At 32.7% G+C, this 18,371-nt stretch carries 30 protein-coding genes and 1 tRNA gene; 24 read left to right on the forward strand and 7 right to left on the reverse strand.

Features of this window, described 5'->3' with window-relative positions; all coding sequences use genetic code 11:
• Nucleotides 1-5 precede the first annotated feature (5 nt).
• Genes tuf through N3Z17_RS02160 form a run of 23 tightly spaced genes read left to right on the forward strand, consistent with a single transcriptional unit; the run spans nucleotide 6 to nucleotide 12,006 of the window.
• Nucleotides 6-1,187, forward strand: coding sequence for an elongation factor Tu (gene tuf, locus N3Z17_RS02050; protein ID WP_282472236.1), 1,182 nt, complete (start codon nucleotides 6-8; stop codon nucleotides 1,185-1,187).
• A gap of 17 nt (nucleotides 1,188-1,204) precedes the next feature.
• Entirely contained in the window at nucleotides 1,205-1,537 is a 333-nt protein-coding gene (gene rpsJ / locus N3Z17_RS02055) for a 30S ribosomal protein S10 (protein WP_282472352.1), read from the forward strand.
• Nucleotides 1,524-2,177 (forward strand): 50S ribosomal protein L3, encoded by a 654-nt coding sequence (gene rplC / locus N3Z17_RS02060; RefSeq protein WP_282472353.1) that lies wholly within the window; start codon nucleotides 1,524-1,526, stop codon nucleotides 2,175-2,177. Before rpsJ ends, rplC begins: the two co-directional genes overlap by 14 nt.
• 15 nt (nucleotides 2,178-2,192) lie before the next feature.
• Nucleotides 2,193-2,813, forward strand: a complete 621-nt coding sequence (gene rplD, locus N3Z17_RS02065) for a 50S ribosomal protein L4 (RefSeq protein ID WP_282472354.1) — start codon at nucleotides 2,193-2,195, stop codon at nucleotides 2,811-2,813.
• Entirely contained in the window at nucleotides 2,810-3,103 is a 294-nt protein-coding gene (gene rplW / locus N3Z17_RS02070) for a 50S ribosomal protein L23 (RefSeq protein ID WP_282472355.1), read from the forward strand. The genes rplD and rplW overlap by 4 nt, the downstream gene beginning before the upstream one ends.
• A gap of 3 nt (nucleotides 3,104-3,106) precedes the next feature.
• Nucleotides 3,107-3,937, forward strand: a complete 831-nt coding sequence (gene rplB, locus N3Z17_RS02075) for a 50S ribosomal protein L2 (RefSeq protein ID WP_282472356.1) — start codon at nucleotides 3,107-3,109, stop codon at nucleotides 3,935-3,937.
• A 14-nt stretch (nucleotides 3,938-3,951) separates the two neighbouring features.
• Nucleotides 3,952-4,221, forward strand: a complete 270-nt coding sequence (gene rpsS, locus N3Z17_RS02080; RefSeq protein ID WP_236869692.1) for a 30S ribosomal protein S19 — start codon at nucleotides 3,952-3,954, stop codon at nucleotides 4,219-4,221.
• Nucleotides 4,196-4,576 (forward strand): 50S ribosomal protein L22, encoded by a 381-nt coding sequence (rplV, locus tag N3Z17_RS02085; protein ID WP_282472357.1) that lies wholly within the window; start codon nucleotides 4,196-4,198, stop codon nucleotides 4,574-4,576. Before rpsS ends, rplV begins: the two co-directional genes overlap by 26 nt.
• A gap of 1 nt (nucleotide 4,577) precedes the next feature.
• Nucleotides 4,578-5,261, forward strand: coding sequence for a 30S ribosomal protein S3 (rpsC, locus tag N3Z17_RS02090; protein WP_282472358.1), 684 nt, complete (start codon nucleotides 4,578-4,580; stop codon nucleotides 5,259-5,261).
• Nucleotides 5,233-5,652, forward strand: coding sequence for a 50S ribosomal protein L16 (rplP, locus tag N3Z17_RS02095; RefSeq protein ID WP_282472621.1), 420 nt, complete (start codon nucleotides 5,233-5,235; stop codon nucleotides 5,650-5,652). Before rpsC ends, rplP begins: the two co-directional genes overlap by 29 nt.
• Nucleotide 5,653: 1 nt before the next feature.
• The gene (gene rpmC / locus N3Z17_RS02100; RefSeq protein ID WP_282472359.1) at nucleotides 5,654-5,851 is read left to right on the forward strand and encodes a 50S ribosomal protein L29; all 198 of its coding nucleotides are present in this window, start codon (nucleotides 5,654-5,656) and stop codon (nucleotides 5,849-5,851) included.
• Nucleotides 5,852-5,856: 5 nt separating this feature from the next.
• Nucleotides 5,857-6,096 carry a 30S ribosomal protein S17 gene (rpsQ, locus tag N3Z17_RS02105; protein WP_282472360.1) on the forward strand — a complete coding sequence of 80 codons (240 nt, stop codon included), beginning with the start codon at nucleotides 5,857-5,859 and terminating at the stop codon, nucleotides 6,094-6,096.
• 2 nt (nucleotides 6,097-6,098) lie between these two features.
• The gene (gene rplN, locus N3Z17_RS02110) at nucleotides 6,099-6,467 is read left to right on the forward strand and encodes a 50S ribosomal protein L14 (protein WP_236869697.1); all 369 of its coding nucleotides are present in this window, start codon (nucleotides 6,099-6,101) and stop codon (nucleotides 6,465-6,467) included.
• Nucleotide 6,468: 1 nt separating this feature from the next.
• A complete protein-coding gene (gene rplX / locus N3Z17_RS02115) occupies nucleotides 6,469-6,798 on the forward strand; it encodes a 50S ribosomal protein L24 (protein ID WP_282472361.1) in 330 nt (109 codons plus the stop codon).
• Between the two features lie 2 nt (nucleotides 6,799-6,800).
• A complete protein-coding gene (gene rplE / locus N3Z17_RS02120; RefSeq protein WP_282472362.1) occupies nucleotides 6,801-7,346 on the forward strand; it encodes a 50S ribosomal protein L5 in 546 nt (181 codons plus the stop codon).
• An 18-nt stretch (nucleotides 7,347-7,364) separates the two neighbouring features.
• Complete coding sequence (gene rpsN / locus N3Z17_RS02125) at nucleotides 7,365-7,670, forward strand: 30S ribosomal protein S14 (protein ID WP_282472363.1); 306 nt, start codon at nucleotides 7,365-7,367, stop codon at nucleotides 7,668-7,670.
• A gap of 20 nt (nucleotides 7,671-7,690) precedes the next feature.
• Nucleotides 7,691-8,095 carry a 30S ribosomal protein S8 gene (gene rpsH, locus N3Z17_RS02130; protein WP_282472364.1) on the forward strand — a complete coding sequence of 135 codons (405 nt, stop codon included), beginning with the start codon at nucleotides 7,691-7,693 and terminating at the stop codon, nucleotides 8,093-8,095.
• A gap of 8 nt (nucleotides 8,096-8,103) precedes the next feature.
• Nucleotides 8,104-8,634: a 50S ribosomal protein L6 gene (gene rplF, locus N3Z17_RS02135; protein WP_282472365.1), complete on the forward strand. Its 531-nt coding sequence runs from the start codon at nucleotides 8,104-8,106 to the stop codon at nucleotides 8,632-8,634.
• A 16-nt stretch (nucleotides 8,635-8,650) separates the two neighbouring features.
• Entirely contained in the window at nucleotides 8,651-9,010 is a 360-nt protein-coding gene (gene rplR, locus N3Z17_RS02140; RefSeq protein WP_282472366.1) for a 50S ribosomal protein L18, read from the forward strand.
• Nucleotides 9,010-9,537 (forward strand): 30S ribosomal protein S5, encoded by a 528-nt coding sequence (gene rpsE, locus N3Z17_RS02145; protein ID WP_282472367.1) that lies wholly within the window; start codon nucleotides 9,010-9,012, stop codon nucleotides 9,535-9,537. Before rplR ends, rpsE begins: the two co-directional genes overlap by 1 nt.
• A 15-nt stretch (nucleotides 9,538-9,552) precedes the next feature.
• Nucleotides 9,553-9,999 (forward strand): 50S ribosomal protein L15, encoded by a 447-nt coding sequence (gene rplO / locus N3Z17_RS02150; RefSeq protein ID WP_282472368.1) that lies wholly within the window; start codon nucleotides 9,553-9,555, stop codon nucleotides 9,997-9,999.
• Nucleotides 10,000-10,015: 16 nt separating this feature from the next.
• Nucleotides 10,016-11,347 (forward strand): preprotein translocase subunit SecY, encoded by a 1,332-nt coding sequence (secY, locus tag N3Z17_RS02155; RefSeq protein WP_282472369.1) that lies wholly within the window; start codon nucleotides 10,016-10,018, stop codon nucleotides 11,345-11,347.
• Nucleotides 11,347-12,006, forward strand: coding sequence for an adenylate kinase (locus N3Z17_RS02160; RefSeq protein ID WP_282472370.1), 660 nt, complete (start codon nucleotides 11,347-11,349; stop codon nucleotides 12,004-12,006). The genes secY and N3Z17_RS02160 overlap by 1 nt, the downstream gene beginning before the upstream one ends.
• A 777-nt stretch (nucleotides 12,007-12,783) precedes the next feature.
• Here N3Z17_RS02160 and N3Z17_RS02165 read toward each other — a convergent pair.
• Complete coding sequence (locus tag N3Z17_RS02165; RefSeq protein WP_282472371.1) at nucleotides 12,784-13,455, reverse strand: DDE-type integrase/transposase/recombinase; 672 nt, start codon at nucleotides 13,453-13,455, stop codon at nucleotides 12,784-12,786.
• Nucleotides 13,456-13,532: 77 nt separating this feature from the next.
• Between N3Z17_RS02165 and N3Z17_RS02170 the strand changes: the two genes are divergently transcribed.
• Nucleotides 13,533-14,549: a carcinine hydrolase/isopenicillin-N N-acyltransferase family protein gene (locus tag N3Z17_RS02170; protein ID WP_282472372.1), complete on the forward strand. Its 1,017-nt coding sequence runs from the start codon at nucleotides 13,533-13,535 to the stop codon at nucleotides 14,547-14,549.
• A gap of 327 nt (nucleotides 14,550-14,876) precedes the next feature.
• Here the strand turns inward: N3Z17_RS02170 and N3Z17_RS02175 are convergent.
• The 6 genes from N3Z17_RS02175 to atpG form a co-directional block, all read right to left on the reverse strand.
• Nucleotides 14,877-14,953: transfer RNA gene (locus N3Z17_RS02175), tRNA-Ile, on the reverse strand.
• Nucleotides 14,954-14,969: 16 nt separating this feature from the next.
• Entirely contained in the window at nucleotides 14,970-15,218 is a 249-nt protein-coding gene (rpmA, locus tag N3Z17_RS02180; RefSeq protein WP_282472373.1) for a 50S ribosomal protein L27, read from the reverse strand.
• A gap of 1 nt (nucleotide 15,219) precedes the next feature.
• A complete protein-coding gene (gene rplU / locus N3Z17_RS02185) occupies nucleotides 15,220-15,543 on the reverse strand; it encodes a 50S ribosomal protein L21 (protein WP_282472374.1) in 324 nt (107 codons plus the stop codon).
• Between the two features lie 105 nt (nucleotides 15,544-15,648).
• Nucleotides 15,649-16,038, reverse strand: coding sequence for a hypothetical protein (locus N3Z17_RS02190; RefSeq protein WP_282472375.1), 390 nt, complete (start codon nucleotides 16,036-16,038; stop codon nucleotides 15,649-15,651).
• A 10-nt stretch (nucleotides 16,039-16,048) separates the two neighbouring features.
• Nucleotides 16,049-17,455: a F0F1 ATP synthase subunit beta gene (gene atpD / locus N3Z17_RS02195; RefSeq protein WP_282472376.1), complete on the reverse strand. Its 1,407-nt coding sequence runs from the start codon at nucleotides 17,453-17,455 to the stop codon at nucleotides 16,049-16,051.
• A gap of 27 nt (nucleotides 17,456-17,482) precedes the next feature.
• Nucleotides 17,483-18,370 (reverse strand): ATP synthase F1 subunit gamma, encoded by an 888-nt coding sequence (gene atpG, locus N3Z17_RS02200; RefSeq protein ID WP_282472377.1) that lies wholly within the window; start codon nucleotides 18,368-18,370, stop codon nucleotides 17,483-17,485.
• Nucleotide 18,371: the final 1 nt, after the last annotated feature.

Genomic DNA, 18,371 nt, shown 5'->3' on the forward strand with positions numbered 1-18,371 from the left:
CGAAAATGGCAGAAGGAAAATTTGAAAGAACCAAACCGCACGTAAACACAGGGACGATAGGGCACGTAGATCATGGGAAGACAACATTGACGGCGGCGATAACGAAGTATTTTGGGAAGAGAGCGATAAGATATGACGAAATAGATAAGGCGCCAGAGGAGAAGGAAAGAGGGATAACAATAAATTCGGCGCATGTGGAATATGAAACGGAAAATAGGCATTATGCGCACGTAGATTGTCCTGGGCACGCGGATTATGTAAAGAATATGATAACAGGTGCAGCACAGATGGATGGTGCGATATTAGTAGTGAGTGCGGTAGATGGGCCGATGCCACAAACAAGAGAGCATATATTGTTAGCAAAGCAAGTAGGGATAGGAACGCTAGTAGTATTCCTAAACAAGGTAGATATGGTGGAAGATGAAGAGTTGCTAGAGTTAGTGGAAATGGAAGTGAGAGAGTTGTTGACAAAGTATGGATTTGATGGAGATGCAGCAAGAGTGGTCAGAGGGTCGGCGCTTAAGGCATTAACAGAAGACGGGACGGAATTAGGAGAGAAGGCGATAAGAGAGTTGATGAAGGTAGTGGATGAAGCGATACCGATGCCAATAAGAGATATAGAAAAACCATTTTTAATGCCAATAGAAGATGTATTTTCAATATCAGGGCGTGGTACAGTGGTGACAGGAAGGATAGAGCAAGGGAAAATAAAAGTAGGAGAAGAAGTAGAGATAGTGGGGATAAGGAAGGAGAGCAAGAAGACTAAGTGTACAGGTGTGGAAATGTTCAAGAAGGAGCTTGAAGAAGGGATGGCAGGAGATAATGCAGGGTTATTGCTAAGAGGGATAGCGAAGGAAGAGGTGGAAAGAGGGCAAGTATTAGCGAAGCCAGGTAGTATAACGCCGCATACAAAGTTTAAAGCGGAAGTGTATGTACTTAAGAAAGAAGAAGGTGGAAGGCACACACCGTTTTTCAAGAATTACAGGCCACAGTTTTATTTTAGAACAACTGATGTAACGGGAACTGTAGAATTGAAAGAAGGGGTAGAGATGGTAATGCCGGGAGATAACACAGAGATAGTTGTGGAATTGATATCGCCAATAGCGATGGATAAAGGTTTAAAGTTTGCAATCAGAGAAGGCGGTAAGACTGTTGGTGCTGGTGTTGTTGCTGAAGTTATTAAATAATTTAAAGGGTCCTTGATATGAGTTTTCAGCAATCTATAGAATTAAAATTAAAAGCTTTTGAACCAAGGGTTTTGGATAAGGCTGTCAGTGAAATAGTAGATACTATTTCCAGAATTGGTGCTAGATATAAAGGGCCAATACCTATGCCTAGAAAAATTAGTAGGTTTACGGTTAATAGATCGACGCATGTTGATAAAAAATCCAGAGAGCAGTTTGAAATTAGAGATCATTCAAGATTTTTAATTATTGAAGCTTCTCCCCAAACTGTAGATGCGTTAATGAAGTTGGATATAGCGGCTGGTGTGGATATTCAAATTAAAATGAAGGGAGCTGAAAATGAAGGAAAGTAGATGTGGTGTTATAGCCAAAAAAATAGGTATGACTCAAATTTTCAAAGATAATGGTGAGGTTATTCCTGTTACTGTACTTCATGTAGATGAGAATGTTGTATTATCAGTGAAAAATGAGGAAAAAAATGGCTATGATAGTTTGCAAATAGCAGCATTTGATCAAAAAATGCAGAGATTATCAAAAAGCATTAGAGGTATATTTGAAAAAGCAAAGGTAGCGCCAAAAAAGAAAATCAAGGAATTTTCTATTAATAAGAAATATGCGCTGAAAGTAGGTGATGTAATAAATGTTAATCACTTCAAAAAAGGGCAATATGTTGATATTACTGGTACATCCATAGGTAAGGGTTATGCTGGCGTTATGAAAAGGCATAATTTTAAAGGATTGGAAGCTTCTCATGGTGTTTCAATAAGTCATAGATCAGCTGGCTCAACTGGGCAATGTCAAGATCCAGGAAAGGTATTTAAGGGTAAAAAAATGGCTGGGCGATTGGGGGGTGAAAAGGTGACTAAGCAGAATATTCTTATAGTGGATATTGATAGCGAATTAAATGTTTTGCTGGTTAAAGGTGCGGTACCTGGTAACAAAAATGGATATTTGTATATAAGGGATGCTATCAAAAAAGCATTACCATGTTAATTATTGAGGTATGATATGTATTTAGAAGTATTGAGTTCTGAAAATAAGATTTTAAGAAAGATTGATGCAAATATTTTTGACATTAAAGATATTAGGTATGATTTAATTCATCAATTAGTTTTGTGGCAGCAGGCAAAAAAAAGATCACCTATAAGTCATGTTAAGGGGATTTCAGAGGTAAAGGGCTCAACCAGAAAAATTTATAAACAAAAGGGTACTGGTAAAGCGAGGCATGGTAGTATAAGAGCTGCGCAGTTTGTGGGTGGAGGAATAATATTTGGTCCAACTAAAAATAAAGTATACGAATATAAAGTTAATAAAAAGGTAAAGAAAATAGCATTATTGAATGCTTTGGCATTGAAATATAGAGATAAATCTATTACTATACACGAGCACTTAAAAGTTGATACATATAAATTTAAAGATTTTTCAAAGATGTACGGAGATAAATTATCATCACAAAAAACGTTGTTTATAGATAGTAATTTTGATGATAATTTTGTAAAATCTATCGGAAATAATCATAAAGTTGACAGACTATGTTTAGCTGGAATCAATGTGTTAGATATAATAAAGCATGATAAGATACATTTCTCTGAAAATGCATTTAATGGTATATTGGCGAGGTTTAAGTGATAAAATTAAATATGTATGATATTATTAAAATGCCTCTGCTAACAGAGAAGAGCAATAGCCTTGAATCTTTGGGTAAATATGTGTTCATTGTGAGTTCAGATAGTAATAAAGTTCAAATTAAAAAAGCAGTTGAGCATATTTTTAATGTAGAAGTTAAAAGTGTGAATATAATTAATATCCAAGGAAAGGCAAAGGTTTTTAAAGGTAAAAAAGGCAAGAGAGCTAGCTTTAAGAAAGCGATTGTGACAACAAAAGATATGAAAAAAATTGAATTTTCAAAAGGTGTTTAAAAGATGGCATTAATAAATTATAATCCAGTTACCCCTTCTCAAAGGCAGCTTGTTTTGGTTGATAAATCTGGACTTTGGAAAGGAGCTCCTATAAAAGGGCTTGTTAAAGGTAAAAACAGTAGTGGTGGTAGAAATAATCTTGGTAGAATAACCGTTTATGGTAAATCAAGAGGTGCTAAGAAAAAATATAGAATAATCGATTTTAAAAGAACAAAAGAACTTTCTGCTACAGTGGAAAGATTTGAGTATGATCCGAATAGATCTGCTAATATTGCGTTAATAAAGTATGATGACAATGAGTACTCTTATATAATTGCGTTAGAAAATTTAAAAATAGGGGATAAAATTATATCTTCTAATAGTGCTGAGATAGCAATCGGTAACTGTATGCAGTTAAAAAATATCCCTGTTGGAATAGTAATTAGTAATATAGAATTGAAACCTAATAAAGGGGCTCAATTGGCTAGATCTGCTGGCACATCTGCAACAATTGTTAATAAGGATTCTGGTAAGGTGTCCATCAAGCTTCGCTCAGGTGAAGTTAGAATTGTTGAAGGAGAGTGCAAAGCAACTATAGGAACAGTTTCAAATGCTGATAAGAAAAATGTAAAACTTGGTAAAGCGGGAAGAAAGAGGTGGTTGGGTTTTAGGCCTAAAGTAAGGGGTGTTGCTAAAAACCCAGTTGACCATCCGCATGGTGGTGGTGAAGGCAAGACATCGGGTGGTAGACACCCTGTATCCGCTTGGGGTAAACCAACAAAAGGATTTAAAACTAGAAATAATAAACGAACAGATAAGTTTATAATAAAAAGCAGACATAAAAAAAATAAATAATAAGTGAATGAATTATGAGTAATAGATCAGTTTGGAAAGGGCCGTTTGTTGATCCTAAATTGCTAAAAAAAGTAAATGATGTAGTTGTTGGTGGGAAATTTGTCGCAATCAAAACTTGGTCAAGAAAATCTACTATTTTACCAAATTTTGTTGGGTTGACATTTTCTGTACATAATGGAAAAAAGTTTATTCAAGTTTTAGTTAATGAAAAAATGGTAGGTAAAAAGCTTGGAGAATTTTCTCCTACAAGAACATTTAATGGTCACGGAAATAACAGAAAATAATTATTATATTAATGAATTTATGCAAGTTAAAGCAACAGACAAATTGGTAAAATCAAGTGTTCAAAAATTGAATATTATTGCTGATCTTATAAGGAAAGAGAATGTTAATGAAGCAATATTGCAACTTGAATTTTGCAAAAGAAAAGCCTCAAAGCAACTGCAAAATGTCCTTAAATCTGCAATAGCTAATTCACAAAATAATCACGGATTGGATATTGACAAATTATATGTAAAGGAAGTTAGGATTGGTAAATCATTAACCTTGAAGCGTTCAATGGTTAGGGCGAGAGGTAGAATAAACAGAATAGTGAAGCCATTTAGTAAAGTTACAATAATTGTAGAGGAAAGAGGTTAATATGGGACAAAAAGTAAATCCAAATAGCTTTAGATTGGGAATTGTATCTACATGGGATTCATCATGGTATAGCAAAAAAGATTATGCTAAAAAATTGCATGAAGATATTAAAATTAGAGGTATGATTTTTGATAAATTGAATTATGCTGGCATAAGCAAAGTTTGTGTGGAGCGTCCAGCTAATAAGATTATGATAAATATTCGTTCATCAAGGCCTGGTGTTGTAATAGGTAAGAAGGGTGTTGATGTGGCAAAAATTAAAGAGGATATAGCAAAAATAACTTCTAATGAGATAATTATAAATATCACAGAGGTGCGAAAAGCTGAAACAGAGCCGCTACTTATAGCGAAAACAGTAGCAGAGCAATTAGAAAAAAGGGTCTCTTTTAGAAAAGCTGTAAAAAGGGCTATATCAAATGCTATGAAAATGGGAGCAAAGGGAGTCAAAATAAGCGTTTCTGGACGTTTAGGTGGGGCTGAAATAGCAAGAACAGAATGGTATAAAGAAGGTAGAGTTCCACTTCATACACTTAGGGCAATAGTTAGTTATGACATGGCAGAAGCTCATACAATATATGGTCTGATAGGAGTTAAGGTATGGATATATAAGGGAGATATGCTTGATAATTTAAAAAATAATACAGTAGAGAAAAATGATATTACATCCAAAGAAAACAAAATTTAGAAAAGCTTTTAAAGGAAGAATTCATGGAAAAGCCAAAGGTGGTTTTAAGATTGCTTTTGGTAAATTTGCTCTTAAAGCATTAGAGCCAGAAAGAATTCAGGAAAAGCAAATTGAATCTGCTAGAAAGGCTATTAATAGACATTTGAGAAGAGCTGGTAAATTATGGATAAGGATATTTCCAGATATTCCAGTAAGTAAAAAGCCTGCTGATGTCAGGATGGGTAAAGGAAAAGGTTCTCCGGAATTTTGGGCTTGTAGAGTTAAGCCAGGTAGAATTTTATTTGAACTTGATTCAGTGACCGAAGAACAAGCCATGGAGGCTTTTTCAAGAGCTGCTGCAAAATTACCAATAAAAACAAAAGTAATTAGAAATATAGAAGAGGGAGTCTAAAATGAAATTTAATGAAATTAATAATTTAGATAATAATGCTTTACAAAATGAATTACTTAAGTATAAAAAGGAGTACTTTAATTTGAGATTTCAAAAAGTTTTAGGCGAATTGAATAATACTTCTAGAATAAAAGTTGTCAAAAAAAGCATAGCGAGAATTTTTACTGTATTAAATAAAATTAAGGATAAAAATAGTTAATTATTATGTCAAAAAAAGTATTAGAAGGTATTGTATTAAATAATAAAGCTGATAAGACGGTGACTGTGTTAGTAGAGAGAAAAGTATTGCATAAGAAGTATAAAAAGATTATTAAGAGAAGTAAAAAATATTTAGCTCATGATGAGGGTAATGTTTTGAATATTGGTGATAAGGTTAAAATAATAGAAAGTAAACCTATATCTAAGCTAAAAAAATGGCAAATTTTATTAAGTGATAAGGATTAATTATGATACAGATGGGTACGAAATTAAATGTGGCAGATAACACTGGAGCTAAATTAGTGCAGTGTATTAAGGTTCTTGGTGGAAGTAAAAAGATGTCCGCAAGTATTGGGGACAAGATTGTTGTGTCGATTAAAAAAGCTGCTGTATCTGACAAAGTTAAAGAGGGAGAAGTGTTCCATGCAGTGGTCGTAAGAACTAGAAAAGAAAAGAGAAGGAAAGATGCTGTAGTAATTAGATTTTTTGATAATGCCGTTGTATTACTTGATAAGCAAGGAGAGTTGATTGGCACTAGGATATTCGGAATAATCCCGAGAGAACTTAGAGAAAAAAATTATTTGAAAATAATTTCATTAGCCCCAGAGGTAACGTAAAATGGCAAATAAATTTAAAAAGAGCGATAAAGTTAAGGTTATAACTGGCAAGGATAAAGGTAAAATTTCTGAGATTATCAGTTTTATACCAAAAAGTAATAAAGTTGTTATTGGTGGTGTAAATATTGTTAAAAGGCATACTAAGCCTAATAAGTTTAATCCAGAAGGTGGTATTGTGCAAAAGGAAATGCCAATCCATGTTTCAAATATTATGCATGTTGATCTAAAAACAAATTCTGCGAGTAAGATAGCGTTTAAATTTTTAGAAGATGGCAAGAAAGTTAGGTATTTGAAAAAAACAGGTGAATTGATAGATAATAAAAAAGTTTAATTATGGCTAATTCAAGATTAGAAAAGCATTATAGTACAGTTAGTAGAAAGGAACTAAAGGAACATTTTAAATTTAAAAATGACATGCAAATTCCTAGGCTAAAAAAGATATCAATCAATGTTTCTGTAAAGGATGCAGTGACAGATTCTAAGGTTATAGATAAAGTCTATGATGAGATTATGGCTATTACAGGTCAAAAGCCCGTAATAACAAAGGCAAAAAAATCAATAGCTACATTTAAGTTGAGAGAAGGAATGAAAATAGGGTGTAAGGTTACACTTAGAAAAACCATGATGTATGAATTTTTAGACAGGTTAATAAATATAGCGCTTCCTAGAGTTAGGGATTTTAAGGGGGTAAGTTCAAAACAGTTTGATGGTAATGGTAATTTTTCATTAGGAATAAAAGAGCAGATTGTATTTCCTGAGGTTGATTATAATAAGATTGATAAAATTAGAGGAATGAACATTATTATAGTTACTTCTACAAGTAGTAATGAAGAGGCAAAGTTTTTACTAAAAACATTTAATCTACCATTTTATAATTAGAATAATAGGATAAATATCATGGCAAAAAAAAGTGTAGTGCAAAGAAATTTAAAAAGGATTAGATTATTTAATAATCATCTAGAAAAAAGAATGGAGTTTAAAGAAATTCGTAATAATAAGTCAATTACTTTAGAGGAAAGGTTTGAGGCTCAAGCAAATTTGTCTAAGTTGCCAAGGAATAGTTCAAAGGCAAGAATAAGAAATAGATGTTTGCTGAGTGGTAGAGGAAGAGGATTTTATAGAAAATTCAAATTATCCAGAATATGGTTTAGGAAATTAGCATCAGAGTGTAAGTTGCCTGGTGTAATTAAGGCTAGTTGGTAATAATAAAGGAAATATAAGATATGTCACAAACACATTTACTTTCAGATACGATAGCGAGAATTAAAAATGCGCAGTTAGTTAAAAAACAGTATACAATAGTACATTGTTCTAAAAAAATTGAGCAAGTTTTGGATGTATTGCTTAAAGCTGGTTATGTTTCAAATGTTGAAAAATATGAGGTAAGAAAAGGTGTACATATGATTAAGGTAGGGCTTAAATATGAGGGTAAGTTAAGTTGCCCTGTAATCAAGGAGTTTAATGTAGTGTCGAAGCCAGGTAAAAAGGTATTTAAATCATATAAAGATGTGAATAAAATGTATGGTGGATTAGGCATGACAGTGTTGTCAACTTCAAAGGGTATAATAAATGACAACGAGGCCAGGGATATTAAAGCTGGTGGTGAAATTTTGTGTAATATTTTTTAAAATAGATTATGTCAAAAATAGGAAAACAACAGATCAAAATACCAGGTCAAGTCAAAATCAATTTTGAAGACGATTTCCTAGTTGTGAAGGGTCCCAAGGGTGAATTGAGCATGAATGTGTTTGATTCGATTAGTTTAAAATTAAATGATGATAATATTGTATTGTCTCCAAAGACAATTACTAAAAAAGTCAAATCACTGTGGGGATTGACACGTTCATTGATAAATAACATGGTTATAGGCGTCACCGATGGATTTGTAAAAAAATTAGAAATTAATGGAGTAGGTTATAAAGTTAATATTGATGATGATTTATTAATATTAGCTTTAGGATATAGTCATGATATTGTTTATCCCATTCCTGAAGGTGTTAGTGTTAAATGTACAAAGAACACAATAGAGGTAAGTGGATGCGATAAGCAACTTGTTGGGCAAGTTTGTGCAGATATTAGAAGTTTAAGAAAACCGGAGCCTTATAAAGGTAAAGGGATTAAGTATGAGAATGAAGTGATTGTAAGAAAAGAAGGTAAGAAAAAATAATTTGGTATTTTAAAAAATGTTAAGTAAAAAGTTAAAACATATTAGAAGAAAAGAGAGAACAAGATTTAAACTTAAAAGTAGTAATTTGGATAGGTTGAGATTGTGTTTTTATACTTCAAATAAGTATATTTATGGTCAAGTTATTGATGAAAGTAAAAGAATGACGATTACTTCTTTAGCAACCTATGACAAGGATTTTAAAGATTTTAAAAATAAAAATAATATTAAAGCTGCTGAATTACTTGGTGAAAAATTTGCTAAAATACTGCTAGATAGGAAAATTAAGGATGTGTATTTTGATAGAGGTAGGCTCAAGTATCATGGTAAAGCTAAGGCTTTTGCTGATAGTGCAAGGAAAAACGGGTTAAATTTTTAATGGCTAATAAAATGGTAAATAATAATAGTAATACAGAAATCGTAGAAAAATTAGTTAAAGTAAATAGATGCACTTCTGTTACCAAGGGTGGTAGAAAATTTAGTTTTTCTGTTATTGTAGTAGTTGGAGATAAAAAAGGAAAAGTAGGATATGGTTTAGGTAAGGCTACTGAAGTGATGGATGCTAAAGCAAAAGCATTGGGAGAAGCAAGAAAAAGTATGTTCAGAATTCCATTGAGAGAAGGAAGGACTTTGCATCACGATACTATTGGTAAATATTGTTCTGGAAAGGTAATAATGAGAGCTGCTCCAGCTGGTACTGGTATTATAGCAGGAGGACCAACAAGACCATTATTTGAAGTTTTAGGTATTAAGGATATTGTGGCTAAATCAGTTGGTTCAAATAATCCTCATAATATTGTTAAAGCGGTTATTATGGGGCTGAGAAATACTAGTACGCCTAAAATGATTGCAGATAAAAGAGGAAAAAAAATAGTTGAAATTGCTAGTCAACGAGAAAAAACTTAAAGATGGTATAATGATATGTTGAATCAGTTAAAAGGAAATATAGGAGCGAGAAAAAAAAGGAAATGTCTAGGAAGGGGAATAGCCTCTGGAAAAGGTAAGACATGTGGTAGAGGTGGAAAAGGGCAGACTGCGAGAAGTGGTGTTGCTTTAAATGGATTTGAGGGAGGTCAAATGCCTATATATAGGAGATTGCCTAAAAGAGGATTTAATCCTATTAATAAACAAGCATATAAAATTATTAATTTATATCAGATAAATTATTTAATTAAAAACCAAAAGCTTACTCAAGATATTAAATTAGAAGATATAGAAAAATTAGGTTTATTTAATTCTAAAAAAGAAAAATTAAAGTTACTTGGAAAAGGAGTATTTGAACAAAAATTTAATATAGAAGTAAACAATGCTTCTAAAAAGTTGATTGAAAATGCTTCAAAAAATGGTTCAGCTATCACATTAGTATAAGTCAAAGATAATAAAAATGAAAAATCAGCAGAGCCAAAATTTTGGTAATCCTATAATGGGTGGCGGAGAGTTAGGCAAAAAGATTTTTTTTGTGATATTGATTTTAATTATTTATAGATTTGGAACTTACATACCACTTCCTGGGGTTAATTTAATGATTCTAGACAGTATTGTCAAAGAGCAGGCTAAAGGAATTTTAGGTATGTTTAACGTACTAACAGGTGGTGCGCTTGGTAGAATGTCTATATTCACCTTAAACATTATGCCATACATAACTGCTTCAATAATTATGCAATTGATGACGGTACTATCCAAAGAATTTAGTGAGCTTAGAAAATCAGGTGAAGTTGGTAGACAGAAAATAAATCAATATTCAAAATATTTATCAATTATTCTAGCTTTATTTCAAGGGTATGGTATAGCGATTGGGATTGAATCGCTTAATCATAATGGTATTGCGTTAATAAGTGATCCTGGAATTTATTTTAGAATTATTACAATGTTTAGCCTCATGGGAGGAACAATAGTAGTAGTTTGGTTTGCGGATCAAATAAATACAAAAGGAATTGGAAATGGAAGTTCCGTTATAATTTTTGCAGGTATAGTTTCAGGTTTGTTACCTTCTGTATTTTCATTATTAGAAATGGGAAAAAATAATATCGTCTCAACACCATTTTTATTATTATGCTTTGCAGTTGTGGTATTTATGATTGTTTTTGTGGTGTTCATGGAGAAGGCTCAAAGAAAACTAGTAGTACAGTATCCTAGAAAGCAAATTGGAAAGAAAATATATGCTGGAGATTCAACACATTTACCAATGAAAGTTAATGTGTCTGGAGTAATACCACCGATATTTGCTAATGCGCTATTATTATTTCCTGCCACAATAGCTGGTTTTAACGTTGGTGCAGAAACCAATGGATGGCGCAAATTTGTTGAAAGTTATTTATCTCAGGGGAAGCCGCTATATGTTGCGCTATACATATTTTTTATAATATTTTTCTGCTTTTTTTACAGTACAATTGTGTTTAATCCAGAGGAAACTGCTGAAAATTTAAGGAAAAGTGGCGCAATTATTATCGGTAGAAGGCCTGGAAACCAGACTAAAGAATATCTACAATATATTTTAACAAGAATTACTGTGATTGGAGCTTTGTATATAGCAATAATTTGTGCGGTGCCAGAAGTTTTAACGTATCAATTTAGTATGCCTTTCTATTTAGGTGGTACGAGTATTTTAATAGTTATCAGCGTAGTGTTAGATTTGAGCTCGCAAATTCAATCACATTTATTAAGTAGCAAATATGTAAACTTGATGAAAAAGACTAATATGATGAGGCGCAGGTAATGATAATAGTTTTATTGGGTGCCCCTGGTGTGGGTAAAGGTACTCAGGCAAAATTATTAGCGGATAGATATCATTTAAAAATATTATCTACAGGGGAGATTTTAAGAAGAGCTATCAAGGAAAAAACAAGTTTGGGAATAAAAGTAGAGGCAATCATTGATCAAGGTGATTTAGTTTCTGATGATATAGTTTGTAGTTTAGTGGAAGATGAGCTAAAGATGAACAATAAAAATTTTAGTGGATTTATTTTAGATGGATTCCCTAGAACAATTGCACAAGCAAAGAAGCTTGATTTAATTTGTGTTAAAAATAATTTAACGCAGCCTTATATTATAAGCTTAAATTTACCTGAAAATGAAATATTAAAAAGATTATCAGCTAGGATATATTGTTCAAATTGCGATCAAAGTTATAACTTTGTTACCAATCCTACCAAAGTAAAAGGTACGTGCGATAAATGTCTTGGTCAAAATTTTTATATTAGAAATGATGATAAAATAGAGGTAATAAAGTTAAGATTGGATGCATATTTGCATCAAACGAAGCCGCTAATTCACTACTATAAAAAGCGCAAAAATTACTATTCCATTGAAGCCAAGCAGAGCATCACTGTTATACATGATAAAATAGCTTCTTTCATTGATCAATCAATAGAGTGAATTTGCTAAATAAATGTCAGACAAGTTGAAGTGATCCAAAGTCGTCAGACCAAAATCGACTCAAAAAGAGATACATGACGGTGCCGATTAGCCTAATATACGAAAAGAGCTACAATAATACACAAAACAACACCTAAAATGACCATCAACCATAGAGATGCAGCTGAATTTTTATGGTTACAATAACCCAATTTACTCATTCTCAAACCAACTATAATTCTTATTAAAATTAAAATACCCATCATTATAAAAAACAAACCGGGCGCCATAATCATAAGCAAAAATCCACCTATGGGATCTACAGGCCATAAATGGTAACAACTTGTCATTCCAGTATAAAGAAATATAATGAATATCACTGAAAGAAAAAAAATAAAATATACTGAATTTAAACAGATTTTATGAATTCCTATCAGTAAAACCTTTTCAAACAACCGCAACCAATAAATTATCTTGTTATAAATCTTCACCATATTTTAGGCCAGACCAAACTATTTATATTAACATAATCATACACTTAAAGTGGCAGGCTGTCATGTGCCAAGTTAAATAACCCACCCCAGCGCCAAGTAAGACCCCCACTTTAAAAGTGATTAAAAACGAATAGTTAATAAAAAATATTAACTAAAAAAGATTAATTTTAATGAGGATGTACAATATGGCAATATCATAGGTTTAATCATAGTTTTCGGGATGTAAAAGAGTAGTTGCAATACAGAGGGGGCATCCGTCAAGTTAACGGAAATAAGGGTATAATACAATCCTGGCCCTTAAATTTTAGGCAGCAGCTATCACTTGCATAGCTTCATCCAAAATAGATTTAGCTTTTTGAAAATTCTCTCTTTGGATATTAGCCGTGTTAGTATATCTTCCTACATCCATTGCAAATATATTTCTTATTTTCCCCATTAATGACAGAGTACGTTGTATTCCCCAGGGTGATTTGAACTTTATCAGGCATTTCTCCTTTCTTCGTGTTGGTTGATGTGCATTTTCTACACGATTATTCAGTCTTTTATGGCTTCTATGTTCTGTTTTAGGGCACATCACCTTAATTGGCTTAATATAACTCTTTAATTTATCTGTTACTATGACTCTTGGCACTGGATATGATTGTAATAATATAGATAAAAAGCGTATTGCTGACTTTCTTATTACGGCGATTCTGTAAAAATACATCCAGCTCATATCACTCTGAGTCAACAGCTCTCCATAATATAAATATTCTCCATTTACTTTCATTGTCATCTCATCTAAATGGCATTTATCTGTTATTTTTCTTTGTTTCCTTTTTATTACTTTTTCAAACTCTTTACCAAATTTATAGCACCAGCTCCTAATTGTTTCATGGCTTACTTCTATTCCTCTGTATGGCAGCGTCAAGTTAAAACGAGAGTGGAATAATGAGATTTGATAGACCTCTTTCGAAACTTGAAAGATAGCAGACATAAATGATTTGTTTTGTTGACTTTTAAAAATAACATAATCACACTGGCTAGTGGGTATTAATTTTAAAAGGGGTATTTATGTCTACAATATTTCAATTCATTGGATTATTTGCAATTTCAAACCTGATTGAGCAGTCTATAGCATGTTCAGGTTGGGGGCATGTTGATTCTGGTAAACCTGATAACGCTGGTAACGTTATACTAGTAAAAAATCGAGATGAAACAGCAGCACCTCAATACGTTGAGTTGGTAAAATATGAATCTGGCTATAGTTATATAGGATTGTTTTTAAAAAATAGCGACGGAAGCTTTGCTCCTAAAGCGGGAGTAAATGAAATAGGATTGGTCATGACATCACTTTCAGAAAGTACACAATTAGAAGCTCCGCACATGTGCCCAGGTGATCGTAGTGCTTCAGATATTATAAAAGATACCTTGTTGCACCATGACTCCGTAGAAGATGTAAAAGGTAGTGCAAAAAGCCTTTTTTCAAAAGCCGCACCAGCATTTTATATGTTGGCCGATAAAAAGGAAATTATCTACGTTGAAATTGCACCAAAGCCTCAAGGCAAATGCAACACTTCTGGCACCACCACTAATGAGTATAGTATTACTACGCAGGACGACAATGGATATATTATGCATACAAATCATTACAATGTATCTGGAAAATTTTCGCAATACAATGTGAAGCCATATCCAAGCACTTATTCAAGGTTGGATATGCTAAAAACGTTGTTAGGTAGTGATAAGAATACCAATACCATAGAGCAGTACTTAGCTTACGCGCATGATCAAACCAATGGACCTAATGACAGTTTATTTAGGTATAATGTAGGTAATGATTTAGAGCAAACGTTGGCAACTTGGATTGTGCAAATTCCACAAGATGGGTCTGCTCCAATACTGGATGTTACATTATATCAAAATGTTGAAGTCTCCAATAATGTTGCAGAAATTAAAGAGTCGGTTCACAAGCAAGTAATTTTGACACCAGATGTATTTCGTTCTTTTGAGCCGCTTTTAGGTAACACAGAAATATGCGTAAACAAAGAGGTAGACGGATCGATGGTCAGAGGGCAAGACGAATTGTAATACCAAATATAATTGGAATTGTGGAGTTGACATCTAAAAAGATATAGCGATGACGGTTTGTGAATTAACATCAAGATCGTCATTCTTAACAATTCTGCCTACTTACATAACCCGAGCTGAAGTTAAGGAATGATAAGAGATCTGTGTTTAGAGTGGATCAGTGTTCTTAACTCCAATTCGGGTTATCCTTAACATGCATCAAGCAGTTTTTCATGTTTTTCTTAATCTTTGTAATCAGTGTTGCGATTGTTGATTTAATTCACCGATTGTAGGTTAAATAGCAATTGCAACAACAAATCGCCATTTTAAAGCTTATATATTAAAAAATGGTGGGTCTGGGTGGATTTGAACCACCGACCTCACGCTTATCAGGCGTGCACTCTAACCAACTGAGCTACAAACCCATTTTACATTATTGTATTAAATTACCGAAATGTATGTGCGATTTTTCTTGCCTGAAGAAAAATTTACTCTTCCAGAGGTGATAGCAAAAATTGTATGATCTTTGCCAATTCCAACATTTTCACCAGGATAAAATTTAGTTCCACGTTGGCGAACTATTATATTGCCGGGAATAACTGCTTGTCCTCCAGATTTTTTTAAACCTAATCTCTTACTATGAGAATCTCTTCCATTCTTGGAACTACCACCCGCTTTTTTCGTTGCCATATTATTTTTCCTCTATTTTAGTTATTCTTAAAACAGTCACATTTTGTCTATGACCCTTTTTTCTTCTATAATTTTGGCGTCTCTTCTTCTTAAAAATAACAACCTTTTTATCTTTCATTTGCTCTAAAACCTCAGCTTTAACCTCAGCTGATTCGAGAAATGGTTCCCCTATTTTTACCGCACTTCCTTTATTGCTATCGTACAGCGCAAGAACTTTGGTAAAGCTTATTTCATCTCCAAGCTTGCCATCTAACTTTTCTATTTTAATGACATCACCTGCCTTAACGTGATATTGTTTACCACCTGTCTCTATTACAGCTAACATTTGCTTATTTTGTCTTCAGTTAAAGTCATATTTTTAGTACCATATGTTAAAAAAGTCAATTAAAATAACAATTATATACCCATAATGTAGAGTATTGACTAGCATCTATACATTATTAATAAAAAAATATTCAGATAAATAATTGTAAAAATCTCTTTCATCTGAATTATTAGAGCCTTTTAGCTTATTATTTATAAATTCTCTTTCTAATTTTTTTGGGTTCATGATATCTACAGCATATGGACTATTAATTTCACAAGTGTTAGTACTATTATCAAAACGTAAAAGCGATCGTGCTATTATAAAAATAGGGACAAAATCATGTTTTTTACATACTGATACAATGCCTGTCCTTAATATACTAATATAGTTCTCATGATTTGGTAACAATTCAAAAATTCCAAATTCACCTGGCAATAATATACCATCGTAGTGAGAATTTTCAACATAACCCTCAGGTGTGATTATTTTTAAATGGATTTTACCCTTAGACATATCTCACAATTTATTTTAGGTTTTTTGCTTTTTCCAAAACTTCTTCAATACTACCAACCATATAGAACGCCATCTCCGAAATATCGTCATATTTGCCTTCAATAATATCTTTAAATCCTTTTATGGTATCTTGTAAAGCCACAAATTTTCCTGGAGAACCTGTAAAAACCTCTGCAACATGAAATGGTTGTGATAGAAATTTTTGAATTTTTCTAGCTCTTGAAACGATTAATTTATCACTTTCAGAAAGCTCATCCATACCTAAAATTGCTATTATATCCTGTAGTGACTTATACGTTTGCAATGTTTTCTGAACTTCTCTAGCAACTTTGTAATGTTCCTCACCTACTATATCCTTGGATAATGCTTGAGATGTACTATCCAATGGATCAATTGCAGGATATATTCCTTGCTCTGCAATTTGCCTACTTAGAACAGTCGTTGCATCAAGATGAGAAAACGATGTAGCGGGAGCTGGATCAGTCAAGTCATCAGCTGGAACATATATTGCTTGAACTGAGGTAATGGAACCAGTTTTTGTTGAAGTAATCCTTTCTTGAAGATTTGCCATTTCCATTGCAAGTGTTGGTTGGTACCCAACTGCAGATGGTATTCTTCCTAGCAATGCTGATATCTCCGCACCAGCTTGAGTAAATCTAAAAATATTATCTACAAAAAACAATACATCCTGCTGTTCTTGATCTCTAAAATATTCAGCTATTGAAAGCCCAGTTAATGCAACCCTTGCCCTCGCTCCAGGTGGTTCGTTCATCTGCCCATACACTAAGCTAACCTTTGAATTAGCAATATTCTCTTCATCAATAACCTTTGAGTCAATCATTTCATGATATAAATCATTCCCCTCCCGTGTTCTCTCTCCAACTCCTGCAAATACTGAATATCCACCATGGGCCTTAGCAATATTGTTAATTAATTCCATTATCAATACTGTTTTTCCAACACCTGCCCCTCCAAATAGACCAATTTTTCCACCCTTAATATATGGGGCTAGCAAATCTACAACCTTTATTCCTGTTACTAAAATTTCTGTATCAGTTGATAAACATTCTAGCTCGGGAGATTTTCTATGAATAGAAGAATAATTTTCGCTTTTTATTTCCCCTTTTTGATCAATTGGATTACCAATAACATCCATAATTCTTCCAAGCGTTCCTTTTCCAACAGGGACAGTTATTGGCTTACCGGTATCAATAACTTCGTCTCCTCTCTTTAGTCCATCAGTCAAATCCATTGCAATCGCTCTAATGACACCATCACCTATATGTTGGATAACCTCAAAAACAATTTCCCTATTTTTATCTTTATATTTTAAAGCATTGAGAATATTAGGTACTTCACCTTCAAATTTAATATCTAACACTGCACCAAAAATTTGCGATACTTTTCCTTTATTCATATGTTGTTACCATCCAAATTATTTTATTCAATTAGTTGCTTCCGCTCCAGAAATAATTTCAATTAATTCTTTTGTAATAATAGCTTGTCTACTCCTATTATATAGCAAATTCAACTCTTTAAGCATTTTGTCTGAGTTTTTTGTAGCACTGTCCATTGCTAACATTCTCGTTGAGTGTTCGCAAGTTAAACTATGAGCACACACATGTAAAATGGTAGCGGCAATATAATCATCAATCAATTTTTTCAAAATTAGCTCTATATCATTATCAAACTCAAAAATTTCCCCATCAGACTTTGCAAAACAATCAGTATTTTTTATTTCATCCATTTGTAGTGGTATTAACTTAATGTCTTTAACTTGTTGACTTAGAACAGAGTTAAATTTTGTATATATAACTCTACATTCACTAAATTTTTCTTTTATAAACACATCCTTAATCTCTTTACTTAATAAAACAGAGGCATTATAGGAAATTTTTTTGTTATTCTCTCTAAAAAAAGGTACGCTTTCTTCAATATTTTTTTTATGATGCGCCTGCATGTATTGTGAAATTCTATTGCCTACACAGAAAATTTTAACATCATTATTTTGCTGTAATTTAGAAGTAATATAGCCAGTTATTTTCGAATTAAATGAACCACATAAACCTTTATCAGAGCCAAAAGCAACAAATAATGTTTTTGACTTATCAATCTTCGTAGATAAAGAAATAAATTGCTCCAAAAGGTCTGGAGCTTTATTATTTACATCTATTAAAAGCTTTTGAAACCCCTTTAAATAAGCTTCCGAATTAACTATACTATTTTGCGCACTTCTCAAGCTAGATGCAGAAACTATCTTCATTGCCTGAGTAATTTTTTTAGTAGAATTTATTCCTTTTATCCTATTTTTTATGTATTTTAGTGATGGCATA

It is taken from the genome of Candidatus Bandiella numerosa (assembly GCF_029981845.1).
GTDB classification, from domain to species: domain Bacteria; phylum Pseudomonadota; class Alphaproteobacteria; order Rickettsiales; family Midichloriaceae; genus Aquirickettsia; species Aquirickettsia numerosa.